Annotated in this window: 10 protein-coding genes; 6 read left to right on the forward strand and 4 right to left on the reverse strand. The window is 66.6% G+C overall.

The genetic code is table 11. The features are described 5' to 3' along the window. Positions 1-56 precede the first annotated feature (56 nt). Positions 57-821 carry an SDR family NAD(P)-dependent oxidoreductase gene (locus GGR40_RS15555; protein ID WP_429277153.1) on the forward strand — a complete coding sequence of 255 codons (765 nt, stop codon included), beginning with the start codon at positions 57-59 and terminating at the stop codon, positions 819-821. 73 nt (positions 822-894) lie between these two features. Then, entirely contained in the window at positions 895-1,236 is a 342-nt protein-coding gene (locus GGR40_RS15560; RefSeq protein WP_429277154.1) for a hypothetical protein, read from the forward strand. A gap of 3 nt (positions 1,237-1,239) precedes the next feature. Here GGR40_RS15560 and GGR40_RS15565 read toward each other — a convergent pair whose 3' ends face one another. Then, the gene (locus GGR40_RS15565) at positions 1,240-2,247 is read right to left on the reverse strand and encodes an NADP-dependent oxidoreductase (protein WP_429277155.1); all 1,008 of its coding nucleotides are present in this window, start codon (positions 2,245-2,247) and stop codon (positions 1,240-1,242) included. A 155-nt stretch (positions 2,248-2,402) separates the two neighbouring features. On the opposite strand from GGR40_RS15565, the gene GGR40_RS15570 reads away from it, so the two are divergent. Then, the gene (locus tag GGR40_RS15570) at positions 2,403-4,868 is read left to right on the forward strand and encodes a TonB-dependent receptor (protein ID WP_429277156.1); all 2,466 of its coding nucleotides are present in this window, start codon (positions 2,403-2,405) and stop codon (positions 4,866-4,868) included. Between the two features lie 221 nt (positions 4,869-5,089). Continuing rightward, positions 5,090-7,138: a M13 family metallopeptidase gene (locus GGR40_RS15575; RefSeq protein WP_429277157.1), complete on the forward strand. Its 2,049-nt coding sequence runs from the start codon at positions 5,090-5,092 to the stop codon at positions 7,136-7,138. A 55-nt stretch (positions 7,139-7,193) separates the two neighbouring features. On the opposite strand, the gene GGR40_RS15580 is transcribed toward GGR40_RS15575, so the two are convergent. Together GGR40_RS15580 and GGR40_RS15585 are read right to left on the reverse strand one after the other, a co-directional pair. After that, positions 7,194-7,622, reverse strand: a complete 429-nt coding sequence (locus tag GGR40_RS15580; protein WP_429277158.1) for a nuclear transport factor 2 family protein — start codon at positions 7,620-7,622, stop codon at positions 7,194-7,196. 93 nt (positions 7,623-7,715) lie between these two features. Then, on the reverse strand, positions 7,716-8,066 hold the full coding sequence (locus GGR40_RS15585; protein WP_429277159.1) for a Rieske (2Fe-2S) protein: 351 nt from the start codon (positions 8,064-8,066) through the stop codon (positions 7,716-7,718). Between the two features lie 114 nt (positions 8,067-8,180). Between GGR40_RS15585 and GGR40_RS15590 the strand changes: the two genes are divergently transcribed. Then, positions 8,181-8,603, forward strand: a complete 423-nt coding sequence (locus GGR40_RS15590) for a nuclear transport factor 2 family protein (protein ID WP_429277160.1) — start codon at positions 8,181-8,183, stop codon at positions 8,601-8,603. A 54-nt stretch (positions 8,604-8,657) separates the two neighbouring features. Next, a complete protein-coding gene (locus tag GGR40_RS15595) occupies positions 8,658-9,716 on the forward strand; it encodes an oxidoreductase (protein WP_429277161.1) in 1,059 nt (352 codons plus the stop codon). 3 nt (positions 9,717-9,719) lie between these two features. Here the strand turns inward: GGR40_RS15595 and GGR40_RS15600 are convergent, their stop codons facing one another. Next, a complete protein-coding gene (locus GGR40_RS15600) occupies positions 9,720-13,034 on the reverse strand; it encodes a glycosyltransferase (protein WP_429277162.1) in 3,315 nt (1,104 codons plus the stop codon). Between the last annotated feature and the right edge of the window lie 75 nt (positions 13,035-13,109).

The following is a 13,109-nucleotide window of genomic DNA, read 5'->3' on the forward strand; positions in this document are numbered from 1 at the left end:
GACGGGGTGCCCGGTGGCCCCTCACCGGGCACCCCAACTTTGAAGAAGGAAATGCAATGAGCCGTCTCGAAGGCAAGATCACCCTGGTAACCGGCGCGGGCAATGCGCGCGGCCTTGGCGCCGCCACCGCGCACCGTTTCGCGCAGGAAGGCGCCTTCGTGTATGTCACCGACCTGAAGCTGGAAGACGCCGAGGGGGTCGCCGCCGCGATCCGCGATGAAGGCGGCCAGGCCGAGGCGCTGGCGCAGGACGTGACCGACGAGGCATCGTGGGATGCCGTGATCGGCGCCATCGTTCAGGGTCACGGGCGGCTGGACGTACTGGTCAACAACGCCGGCATCGCCATCCTCAAGCCGCTGGCGGACCTCACCGCCGCAGATTGGGAGCGGCAGAACAAGGTCAACCTCGACAGCGTGTTCTATGGCACCCAGCGTGCCGTGGCGCTGATGCGCAAGGTGGGCCAGGGCGGCTCGATCGTGAACCTTTCGTCCATTGCCGGCTACGTCGGCGTGCCGATGTGCGGCGCCTATGCGGCGGCCAAGGGCGGCGTGCGGCTGTTCTCCAAGGTGGTGGCGATGGAATGCGCCGCCGACAACATCCGCTGCAACTCGGTCCACCCCGGCATGATCGAAACCGCGATGCAGGACGTCGCCCGGCGCGACAATCCCGAGGGCTTCAAGGAGATCGTGAACGCCATCCCCATGAAGCGGATGGGCAGCCCGCTGGACATCGCCAACATGAACCTGTTCCTCGCCAGCGACGAGGCCGGCTACATCACCGGCTGCGAATTTATCGTCGATGGCGGCGTGACCGCGATGTGATTGCCAATCCTCCCCGGCCCTGTTCGGGGAGGATTCGGTTGCGCAGGCAGGCAGGTCGCTCTACCGCCCGCACATGGCCAAAGCAGACCGTCTCGAACGCCTCGACGCGCGCCGCGCCGACCTTGAGGTCGAATACCGCGAGGCGCTGATCGCTGCTCTTAAAGTGACTGCCGCGGGCAAGTGGGGTCTGTTCGACCACAACGCCGACCGTCACGCCCGCGCCTTCATCGCTCCCGTGATCGCCGAACTTGCCGAACTGGGCGCAGAAATCGACGCGGCGCGCGAGACGCTGTTCATGGAGCCGTTCGCGCTCCAGCAGGAATTTCTAAGTGCACGCGGCCCCGTGGATTCCCAGTCCGTTGGCGAGCCCAAGCAGGCGCAGGCGTGGCTGGACAGGCTGGCTTCCGAGGGCTGATCGCTACAGCCGGACCACGACTTTCCCGATGTTCCGCCCGGTCAGCATCCGCTCGTAAGCGGTCAGCACGTTGTCCAGCCCCGGCGTCTCGTCAAAGCGCATCGCCAGCTTGCCCGCGTCCAGCCATTCGCGCAGCCGCGGCATGAATTCCGCCCCGCGTTCGAGAAAATCGGGGATGAAGAACCCCTCTATCCGCAGCCGCCGCATCAGCACCTGATCGAACCTCGTCGGCCCCGGCATCGGCGCATCGGTATCGTAGCCCGCCACCATGCCGCAGATCGCCACGCGCCCGTAATGCGCCATGTTGCCCAGCACCGCATCGAGGATCGGGCCGCCGACATTGTCGAAGAAGGCGTTCACCCCGCCGGGTATCGCGGCCAGCCGCGCCGATACGTCTTCGCTGCGGTAATCGATGGCGATGTCGACACCCAGTTCATCCGTCAGGTAGCGGCACTTCTCCACCCCGCCCGCGATGCCGACGACCCGCGCGCCAAGGTTGCGGCCCACCTGACAGGCCAGGCTGCCGGTCGCCCCTGCCGCTGCCGAGACGACCAGCCATTCGCCCGCCCTGACCGCCGCCACTTCGCTGACACCGACCCAAGCGGTCCAGGCATTCATGCCCAGCGCGCCGAAGTGCTGGCGCGGATCGCCGACGGTTTCGTCCACGATCTCCAGCCCGGAAAGCGCCGGGACCACCGTGGCCACGTCAGCCCACTGCCCGAAACCGCGCACCAGCGCCCCGACCGGGTACGCGGCGTCGGCGCTTTCGATCACCCGGCCCAGCACCAGCCCGACCATCCGAGATCCCAGCGGCAGCGGCGGCTGGTAGCTATCGGTGCGCGGGCTCATCCACATGCGCGTACCCGCGTCCATCGAAAGCCATTCGACGGCGATGCGTACCTCTCCTGCCGCCAGCGGCGCGCATTCCTCTTCCTGCAGGCTGAGGAAGCGGGCGAAGTCGGTGTTTCCTTCCGGGTGGCGGTCCAGTCGCCAGAAACGGCAGCGGGTCAATTCAGGTCTCCTGTGGGGCGGGGGTACCCTCGACCTGCCGCTCGCCGGGGCCACCTGTCCAAACGGCTAGGGCTATCCGTTTGCACAGGGCGCGTCGCGGACCGGGCCGGTTAGGCAGGGTGCAAAGAACGAATACAATCGGGAGGTCTGTCGAAATGCGCCGCCACAAATCCGTCCTGCTCGCGTCCAGCATGTTCGCCGTCTTCGCCACGCCGGCAATGGCGCAGGAAGCCGCCGCGCCCGCACCGCAGGAAGACAGCGCCCGGCAGAAGGGCGGCCTCGACGAGATCATCGTCACCGCGCGCAAGCGGCAGGAAACCGCGCAGGACGTGCCGGTGGCCGTCACCGCCATCTCTGCCGAGCAGATCACCGCGCGCGACGTCACCAGCGTCGAGAAACTGACCGCCATCGCGCCGCAATTCAGCGTCGGACGCGCTTCCAACGGTTCGGGCGCGCAGCTGACCCTGCGCGGCATCGGGTCTTCCTCCACCTCGATCGGCATCGAGCAGTCGGTGGCCGTGGTGGTGGACGGCGCCTACTACGGTCAGGGCCGCGTCATCAACGAAGGCTTCTTCGACCTTGCCCGCGTGGAAGTGCTGAAAGGCCCGCAGGCGCTGTTCTTCGGCAAGAATGCAACGGCGGGCGTGATCTCCATCACCACCGCCGACCCGACCGCCGCACCCGAATTCATGATCAAGGGCGGGTACGAATTTCGCAGCCAGCAGTACCGCGTCGAAGGATACGCATCCGGTCCGCTGACCGATACGCTCGGCTACCGCGTCGCTGCGCGCTATAGCAAGATGGACGGCGGCTATTACCGCAATCTGGCGCAGGACATCACTTATACCGAAGTGGACGCTGCCAGCGTGCTCGCGGGCGGCACCGGCGACCCGACATCGCACCTGGCCACGGCGGCCCCGCGCAAGGCTCCGGGCGAGGAGGAGTTCCTGGCCCGCGCCACGTTGAAGTGGGAACCGGACGATCACCTGACCGTCAGCCTCAAGGGCAGCTTCGACAACAACGAGGTCAACAACTCCTCGTGGAACTACGTCGCGTTCCGCTGCGGCAACGGCAGCACCTCGCAGCTGACCGGAGAGGCATGCGGCGAACATTTCGTCACCTACCAGAACAACATGCCTGCCGACATCGCCGCAAACTATCCCTACGCGAAGAGCGACGGCTCGCTCTACAACCGCTACCGTTCGGCCGGCGGCACGCTCAACGTGACGTATGACGCCGATACGCTGCAGGTGTCGTCGGTCACCAATTACCAATGGAACAACAACCGCTGGGCCTGCGCCTGCGATTTCCAGTCCAGCGCGGCCAGCAACTGGGCGACCGAGAACTCCTCATGGAAGGCGTTCAGTCAGGAACTGCGCGCGCTGACGCAGTTCGACGGGCCATTCAACATGATGGTCGGCGCGCTCTATCAGCGCACCCGCCGCGACTTCGCGCAGTTCGTGATGACGGGCGCGGTCTCCAACTCCGCCGCACCGGAGGGCTATGAACACGTCGCCACCGCCAAGACCAGCTTCACCAAGGGCGACACGATGGCCCTCTTCGGCCAGTTGACCTACAAAATCCTGCCCGACCTCGAACTGGCCGGCGGCGTCCGCTATACCGACGAGACGAAGAACAGCTTCTTCACGCAGAACTACAACAACCCGCTGCTTCTGGGCATCTTCCGCGACCAGAACGACCCCGATGGTCTGGGCGTGGTCACCGCCCGCCAGCGCTTCACCAACTGGTCCCCCGAAGCCACCCTGACGTGGAAGCCGACCCCGGACCTGATGATCTACGGCGCCTACAAGACCGCCTACAAGTCCGGCGGGTTTTCCAACGGCGGCATCAATTCCAAGTTCTCCAGCGATCCCACTGCCGATCTGACGTTCGATCCCGAACGGGCGCAGGGCTTCGAAATCGGTTTCAAGTCGACGCTGCTGGAGCGACAACTGCGCTTCAACGTCACCGCGTTCAGCTACAAGTACCGCGACCTGCAGGTCGATTTCTTCAACTCGCCGATCTTCGCGTTCCAGACCCTGACCGCCGATGCCCGCACCAAGGGTGTCGAGGTGGAATTTGAATTCGCCCCGAACGGCATTCCCGGCCTCGATATCCATGGCTCGGTCAACTACAACAAGGCGACCTATACCGACTTCCCGCTGGCCCCGTGCTATGCCGGCGAAACCCCGGCGGAAGGCTGTAACCTTGCCGGCAACACCCGCCAGAACCTGACCGGCGCGCCGCTTTCGGTTGCGCCCCGTTGGACCGGCAATCTGGGCATCGGCTACGAAGTGTCGGTCGGGTCAGCCAACAAGCTGGGCTTCAACATCGACAGCAAGTATTCGGGCGCTTACCTCGCCTCGGGCTTCGGCAACCCGCTGTCGCGCCAGAGCAAATACGCGACGCTGGATGCCGGCATCCGCTTCGGCGCCGAGGACGACAACTGGCAGATCGCCGTCATCGGCAAGAACCTCACCAACCGCTTCTACGTCACCGGCGTGGTCGACGGCCCCTCCACAGGTAGCGGCACCGGCACTCCGGCGGGCGTCAAGGCCGACCAGTTGGGCTTCGGCACCCTGCCCCGCACCGTGATGGTCGAAGTGACCAAGCGCTTCTGACGGGAAGCAACCCTTCCGCAGCCTCACGGGGGAGCGGGGGCGGGGCCATGCCCTCCAGCCGCGTAGGGTGTGCTTGCCTTACGTCCCTGTCAGCTCTCTCCGATTGTTGCGTCGCAGCGCAACTTTTCCGTAGGCGCGGGCAGCAAGCGGCGCTAGTCCACCGGCATGGATAAACCGGCGCGGGCCGTCTCCTGCCCGCCGCCGCGAAAGGACTGCCCTCGATGAAGACCCCGCACCTTCTGGCCGCGCTGCTGCTCTGCACCGCCCCCATTTCGATCGCTGCCGCCGAGCCGCAAACCGACGGCATAGACGAGGCGGCGATGGACAAGACCGTCAAGCCGGGCGACGAGTTCTACCTCTTTGCCAACGGTGCATGGCTGGCCCAGGCGCAGATCCCCGCCGACCGTAGCCGCATCGGCTCTCACACGGTCGCCGCCGACGAGACCGAGCGCCAGCAGACCGCGCTGATCGACAAAATCCTGAAGTCCAAGCCCGCCGCCGGGTCGGACGAGGCGAAGATCGGTGACTACTGGCGCGCCTACATGGACACCGCCGCGATCGACAAGCTGGGCCTTGCCCCGGTGAAGGCGGATCTGGCGCGCTATGCAGCGATCCGCGACAAGGCCGCGCTGGTGAAGGTTCTGGGGGAACAGACCGAGGCCGACCTCGACCTGTTCAACAACAACAACGACATGGCGACGGAAAACCTGTTCGGCCTGTTCATCACCAAGGCGCTCAAGAGCGACGAAGTGGTGCCCTACCTGTTCCAGGGTGGCATTGCGCTGCCCGACCGCGAATACTACCTCTCCGCCGAGCCGCGCATGGTCAAGGTGCGGACGGACTATCTGAAATACATCGCCGACCTGCTGCGCATGTCCGGTATCGACCAGCCCGATGTGCGCGCCGCGCGCATCCTCGAGCTGGAAACGAAGATCGCCGGTGCCCACCCCAGCAAGGCCGACACCGCCGACTTCACGCAGGGTGGCACCCTGTGGACCCGCACGGAGTTCGCAAGCAAGGCTCCCGGTCTCGACTGGGACGCCTATTTCACCGCCGCGCACATGCCGCGCCAGCAGACCTTCGACGTCTACAGCCCCAGCGCCGTCACCGGCCTTGCCGCACTGGTCGCGTCGGAGCCGCTTGAGGCGTGGAAGGACTGGCTGGCGTTCCACCGCATCAACGCGCAGACCGACGTGCTGCCCACGAAGTTCGACGACCTGCACTTCGCCTTCTTCGACACCAACCTGTCGGGCACGCCGCAGCAGCGCAGCCGCGAAAAGCGGGCTCTGTCTTCGGTCAACAGCGACCTCGGGATGCCGTTCGGCAAGCTCTACGTCCGCGAATACTTCCCAGCTTCGGCCAAGGCGCAGGTGGAGGACATGTCCACCCGCATCAAGCATGCCTTCGCCCATCGTATCGACGCGCTCGACTGGATGAGCCCGGCAACGCGCACCGAGGCCAAGGCCAAGCTGGAAGGCATGGTCGTGGCGGTCGGCTATCCTGACGTATGGCCCGACACCTCGATGATCGTCATCAAGCCGGGACAGGCCTATGCCAACCGCATGTCGGCGATCCACGGCTACACGCTCCAGCAGATTTCCAAGCTGGGCAAGCCGCAGGACCGGGGCGAGTGGTGGATGACCCCGCAGCTGGTCAACGCGGTGAACCTGCCGGTGCAGAACGCGCTGAACTTCCCCGCCGCGATCCTGCAAAAGCCGTTCTTCGACCCGGCGGCGGACCTTGCGTCCAACTACGGCGCGATCGGCGCGGTGATCGGGCACGAGATCAGCCACAGCTTCGACGCCAGCGGCGCATCGGTGGATGGCACCGGCACCCTGCGCAACTGGTGGACCGCCGAAGACCTTGCCCACTTCGAGGCGCAGACGCAGGCGCTGGTGGCGCAATACGATGCCTATCAGCCATTCCCCGACCTGCACCTCAACGGGAAGCTGGAACTGGGTGAAAACGGTGCCGACGTTGCCGGCCTTGCCGCCGCATACGATGCCTATCGCGAGGCGCTGGACGGCAGGGAACTGCCGGTGATCGACGGCTACACCGGCGACCAGCGCTTCTTTATCGCCTTTGCCCAGAGCTGGGGCGACAAGTCCCGCGACGGCGCGCTGCGCCGCCAGATCATCGGCAATCCCCACGCGCCGGGCCAGTATCGCGCTCTGACCGTGCGCAACATCGACGCATGGTACAAGGCGTTCGACATCAAGCCCGGCGACAAGCTTTACCTGTCGCCGGAACAGCGCGTGAAGCTGTGGTAAGGCTGCCGTCGTCCCGGACCTGATCCGGGACCGTTGGCGGTTTGCGCCAAGGGCGCTAAACGCCTCTTGGGGCGTGCTGGCGGTGGATGTTGCGGAACGAACGGCTCTTGAACAGCCACCGCCCGTCCACCTTCACGCACGTATCCTCGTAGACCCCCCGATCGCGCATGGTGACGCCATCGTGGTCGTAGACTTCCGAGGTGTAGCTGCGCATCACGGCCCGGTCGCCGTCGATTTCGATGGAACCGGGCCAGGCCTCGAACATGATGCCGGGGTAGGCCTTCATGGCCTCGATCCACATCGCGACGATGGCGGGGCGGCCATGCGTGGTGCCCAGCTCCGGATAATCCGGCAGCGACCATTCCGCATCCGGCGCCCAGGTCGCGCCCCATGCCTCGGCATCGCGGCGGGTCACCGCGTCGGCATAAGTCTCAAGCAGTTCGCGAATGGCGAGGCGGTCCTCGAACGGGCCGGTGAAAGGCATTTCGGCATTCTCCCGTGGTGTTTGCATGGAATGCTAACCGCTGCCAACGAACGCGAAACTATGCCTTGTGCGAGTAATCAGGGCTAGGAGTCCTCAGGACGGGACCGGGCGTTCGTTCGGACCGGGCGCCTCGTCCGGCACGGCGACTTCGATCGTGCCCCCTTCCACCCGCAGCGGGAAGCGGCGCAGGTCCGCATAGGCGCCGCCGATGCACCGCCCCGTCGCCGCTTCGAACCGGGCGCCGTGCAGCGGGCACATGATCGCCCCGCGCCGCACCCGCCCCGGCGACAGCAGCGCCGCCTGATGGGTGCACCGGTCGTTCACCGCGCAGTATCCGTCATCGACCCGGACCACCAGCACGCTCCATTCGCCCAGCCGGACGGCGATCTTGCCGTCTTCGGGAAACTCGGCCTCGGCGACGACGGGATGGTAGGTTTCGCTCATGGTTCTCATGCTTACCGATGGTGCCGGCACAGAAAAGGCTGGCCTAAACGCTAGGTTTGCGCGGAAGCCCCGGCGTGGTCAACTCAGCCGGAAAACAGATGTGGAGCAGGATCGATGAGCATGTCCCCCGAAGAGATCGCCGACCTCGTCGACCGCCTCTACGCCGCAGCAGGCGCGGGAGACTGGGACACCGCCAATGCCATGCTCACGGACGATTTCGTGGCCTACGAGGCGGACGCGCTGCCGATGGCGGGCGCCTATCGCGGCAGGAACGGCCTGAAAGACCTGTTCGCCCGCGTGATGGGCATGGTCGATGTCGTCGGGCTGGACCGGCACGACCTGCTGACGGGACAGGACAGCGCCATCGCCGTCCTGACCATGCGCTTCGCCGATCCTTCGCTGGCCCCGGCCGATCTGTGCGAGATGTTCCGTTTTCGAGACGGCAAATGCTGCGAGATCAAACCCTACTACTACGATCCCGCGACCTTCCACGCCGCGGCAAAGGCGAAAGCCGCTCAAGGCGCGCCCGTCGCTTGATTCCCGGCTCATAGCCCCTAGACAATATGGCTTTACCGACCGTCAGGGGAAATCATGTCCGGACCGATCCGCGTGGGGCTGCTGGGCTACGGCTTTGCAGGCAAGACGTTCCACGCCCCGCTTGTGGCCGCGACAGAGGGGCTTGTCCTTCACGCGGTAGCGTCCAGCGATGCGGCCAAGGTCCATGCGGATTTCCCCGAGGTCATCGTCCACCACACGCCCGAGGCGTTGATCGCGGACGATACCGTCGATGTGGTCATCGTCGCCACGCCCAACGATACGCACGCGCCGCTTGCCATCGCCGCACTGGACGCGGGGCGGCATGTGGTGATCGACAAGCCCTTTGCTCTTAATCTGGCGCAGGCGCGCGAGGTCGTGGCGAAGGCGCAGGCCACCGGGCGGCTGCTGCAGGTGTTCCACAACCGCCGTTGGGACAGCGATTTCCTGACCATACGTGCCGCGATCGATAGCGGCGTGCTGGGCCGCGTCGTTCATCTGGAATCCCGTATCGACCGCTTCCGCCCGCAAGTGCGCGATCGCTGGCGCGAACATGCGACGCCCGGCGGCGGCATCTGGTTCGATCTGGGACCACACCTCATCGACCAGGCCTTGCAACTGTTCGGCCTGCCCGACGGCGTCACCGTCAGTCTGGCGCTGCAGCGTGACGGCGCGCAGACCGACGACTGGGCACACGCCGTGCTGACGTACGGCGAACGCCGCGTGGTGCTGCATGCCGGGATGCTGGTGGCGGGCGGATCGGCGCGGTTCACCGTCCATGGGACCACCGGCAGCGCCGTCAAGCAGGCGGCTGATCGGCAGGAAGCGCAACTGCTGTCCGGCATGCGCCCCGGCGACACGGGCTGGGGAGAGGATGCCGACCCGCTGGTCCTTTACGAAGGCACGGCCCCTGCGCGGAACATCGCCGCTACGCCCGGCGATCAGCGCGGCTTCTACGCCGCCCTTGCCGCCGCCCGGCATGGAGAAGCCACGCCCCCGGTCCGTCCGCTCGAAGCGCTGGCGGTCATGGCGGTGATCGAGGCCGGGGTGATCTCCGCGCGTGAGGGGCGCACCGTGGCGTTGCCCCTCACGGCACAGGAACGGGAAGCCTGGTAGTGCTCAGGCGGCGGCGACGCGGCCCGTGCGCTCCAGCTTGCCCCAGCCGACGAACCAGCCGGCAACGGCGGATGCAATGGCTCGCAGCACCACCCAGTACATGATCTGGCGATAGACCAGCCGCTGCGCGACCAGCAGGTGCGCCGGGTAGCGCGCGCGCTTCACGCCGTCCTGCCGATCCAGCCGGTAAGCGACCGAGCCGCAGAGCACGTCGATGGCGGTGAAGGCGATCCAGTAGGCGCCCATCGTCCCCACGTCGCCGCGGGTCTGCGCCCAGCCGTGGGCAGACACGCGCATCGCCGTGCCGATGATGGAGAGCACCAGCGCCAGATCGATCAGTGGCGAGATGGCGGCAAAGCCGATCTGGAACAGCCAGGCCTGCGGCAGGCCCACCAGCCCAAGGCCCGACGGTTTGCGCTCCGCGATCACGCGGCGGTGCTTCCACAGGCATTGCAGGGTGCCGAAGGCCCAGCGGAACCGCTGCTTGGCCAGCGCCGCGAAGCTTTCGGGCGCTTCGGTCCAGGCAACGGCGCGAGGGTCGAAGGTGACGCGCCAGCCCTTGCGCTGGATGGCGATGGTCAGATCCTGATCTTCGGCCAGCGTGTCTTCGGGATAGCCGCCCACCTCGTCCAGCGCCGCGCGCCGCCATGCACCGACCGCGCCGGGCACCACCGTCATCGCCTCGAACCCTGCCAGAGCGCGGCGTTCGAGGTTCTGTGCCGTGATGTATTCCACCGCCTGCCAGCGGGTGACCAGGTTCACCCGGTTGCCCACGCGCGCATCGCCCGCCACCGCGCCGATCGCCGGGTCGGCGAACCACCGCGCCAGTCGGCGGATCGTCAGCGGCTCGAACTGGGTGTCGGCGTCCAGCGCGATGATGACCTCGCCGGTGGCCTCCTTCAACGCGCGGTTGAGCGCACTGGCCTTGCCGCCATTGGCAAGCGTAAGCAGCGTTACGCGAGGATCGTCACCGAAGCGTTCGCGCACGATGGCGCTGGTTTGATCCTTAGACCCGTCGTCGGCGACGATGACCTGCAACGCCGGATAATCCGAAGCCAGCACCCGCGCCACCGATGCCGCAATCACGCGCTCCTCGTTGTAGGCTGGGATGATGACCGAAACGGCGGGTTCGTAGTGCGGCGGCTCGGCGCGGCGGCGGCGGCTCTGGAACCAGGCGAGGCCGGCCATGATGACCGCCCGCGCGATGCCGAGCGAGATCGCCACGTAGAACAGCCAGGCGAGGAAGGCGGAGATCGCCATCAGCGCCACGAAGGCCGCCACGTCGATGCGCACGGCGGCAAGGTCGGTCGTGGAGATCGCGGGCATTGCCCGAGCCTGCGGAATGCCGACCAGCTGCGATGCGGTGACGAAGGTATAGCCCTGCGCCCGCAGTGCGTCGATGATGCGGGGCAGTGCCGCCACCGTCTGGGACCGGTCACCGCCTCCGTCGTGGAGCAGCACGACGTTTGCGGCGTTTTGCGGGCCGGCGGCATGAACCTGCTGGAGCACCTGATCGACCACCGCATCTTCGCCTGGGCGCTGCCAGTCGTTGGGATCGACGTGCAGGCCGACAACGGTGTAGCCCGCCTCCTGCGCTTCCAGCGCGGGGCCCAGTTCATCCGGCGTGGTTGGCTCTGCGTCACCGAAGTAGGGTGCGCGGAACAGCGTCATGCTGTGGCCGGTATAAGCCTCCACCAGTCGCTGGGTGGCGTTGAGTTCCAGCCGCGTTTGGCGGGGCCCGGTGTTCGCCATGTTCGGGTGGGTGTAGGAATGATTGCCCAGTTCACCGCCGTCGGCGACTTCGCGCTGGAGCAGGCCGGGGCTGCCCAGCGCATTCTCGCCGATGACGAAGAATGTGCCTGGAACATGCTTGGCCTCCAGCACCTTCAGGATGCGCGGGGTCCACGTCGGGTCCGGGCCGTCGTCGAAGGTCAGGGCGATCCGCTTGGGATCGGCGCTGCCCGAACGGTTGACCACATAGGGCGTGGGCAGCGTGGTGTACGCCTCATCACGGATCACGCCGCTGGGGTCGTAGCGGATGGTGCGGCTGCCGTCGTGCGGGGTGGCGGTGATGCGCAGGATTTCGCCCGAACCTTCGATATCGGCGCTGCTGATCGTGCGGGGGGTGGACAGGTCCGGCTGGCCGCCCCTACGAAAGGCCCTGAGGTCCGCCCAGAAGCCCGAATCCTCTGTGCCCAGCCGCCACAGGGCCATGTCCCGAATGCCCAGCTGCTTCATCGCTGCCATCTCGTTCCAGCTGGTTGCGGCGTCGAGCATCCAGACATTGTGGTGCTGCCGGTCGTCGTCGTAAGCGAAGCCGGCGTTGCCGCTGGCGGGATCAAAGGTGATTTTGGCGTCGCTGTCATGCGCGGCAAGCCAGGCGTCCTCGATCGCCAGCGCATCGCTATCGCCGCCGTGCCAGTCGTAGGCATAACTGCCCAGCGCCACGACGAGATGATCGGGGCCGACGCGCCTCAGAGCGCCCTGCACTTCGCGCACGAACCAGTCCTGCGGCGCGATCGGGCCGGGCTGGCCGCCTTCCCAATGCTCGTCATAGGCCATGAAGATGATCTTGTCGGCCACCTTCGAAAGCGCTTCCAGCGGCCAGCCGCCATCGTCGGCGGGGGTGGTGAGCGCCAGGGTGGAACCGGCGGGCAGCGCGGCATGCAGGGTCTTCAGGAACATCAGGTAATCGGGAATGGTGCGCGCGGGCAGTGCCTCGAAGTCCATCACCAGGCCCTGTTCGTGCTTCTGCGCGACCACTTGCGCCAGCCGGGCGGCAAGCGCCCCACGCTGCGCGGGATCGTGCAGCAGCGCGGCGGTGCCGGCACCGTCCCATTCGCTGGCGCCCACGTTCTGCACCATCGGCAGCACCTTGAAGTGGTGCTGCTGCCCCGCCACCAGACGGTCGAAGCGCGCATCCGGGGCTATCGTGACGGCGTGCTGCGGTCCTGCCACGTTGATTACCGCCGGCACCACCCAGTCCAGATCGTTGCCGTGGTGGACCAGTGAGAGGAAGCTGGCGTCGTTGCCGGGCAGGTAGAATCCGATGCTAAGCGGCTTATGGCCGTTGGAGCCACCCGGCGCCTTGATCCGCGGCAGCCAGCGTTTGATGGCATGGCCCAGCGGCGATCCGTGCAGGGTGGAAGGGTGTAGGCGCTGGATCGGCAGTTCCAGTTCGCGCTGGGCGGGGACGGCGACCAGCGTCGTCGCGAAAGCCGCCGCGCCCAGCAGCACCGCCGCCAACAGGACTGCCAGAACGCGGCGCGCATGGCGGCTGCGGCGGCCGGTGGGATCGAAGAAGATGGGCTTGCTCATGACGCCGTGTGTCCACGCGAGGAAGGGTATGGTGAGCCCGATACCTCCGCCCGTTTCTCCGCGACCTGATCGGCG

This window comes from Novosphingobium gossypii (genome assembly GCF_050433305.1).
Lineage (GTDB): Bacteria > Pseudomonadota > Alphaproteobacteria > Sphingomonadales > Sphingomonadaceae > Novosphingobium > Novosphingobium gossypii.

Excerpts from the sequence above, each read along its gene's own strand:
- GGR40_RS15555 (WP_429277153.1), top strand. The coding sequence starts at position 57 with ATGAGCCGTCTCGAAGGCAAGATCACCCTGGTAACCGGCGCGGGCAAT.
- GGR40_RS15600 (WP_429277162.1), bottom strand. The coding sequence starts at position 13,034 with ATGAGCAAGCCCATCTTCTTCGATCCCACCGGCCGCCGCAGCCGCCAT.
- GGR40_RS15585 (WP_429277159.1), bottom strand. The coding sequence starts at position 8,066 with ATGAGCGAAACCTACCATCCCGTCGTCGCCGAGGCCGAGTTTCCCGAA.
- GGR40_RS15570 (WP_429277156.1), top strand. The coding sequence starts at position 2,403 with ATGCGCCGCCACAAATCCGTCCTGCTCGCGTCCAGCATGTTCGCCGTC.
- GGR40_RS15575 (WP_429277157.1), top strand. The coding sequence starts at position 5,090 with ATGAAGACCCCGCACCTTCTGGCCGCGCTGCTGCTCTGCACCGCCCCC.
- GGR40_RS15560 (WP_429277154.1), top strand. The coding sequence starts at position 895 with ATGGCCAAAGCAGACCGTCTCGAACGCCTCGACGCGCGCCGCGCCGAC.
- GGR40_RS15595 (WP_429277161.1), top strand. The coding sequence starts at position 8,658 with ATGTCCGGACCGATCCGCGTGGGGCTGCTGGGCTACGGCTTTGCAGGC.
- GGR40_RS15580 (WP_429277158.1), bottom strand. The coding sequence starts at position 7,622 with ATGCCTTTCACCGGCCCGTTCGAGGACCGCCTCGCCATTCGCGAACTG.
- GGR40_RS15590 (WP_429277160.1), top strand. The coding sequence starts at position 8,181 with ATGAGCATGTCCCCCGAAGAGATCGCCGACCTCGTCGACCGCCTCTAC.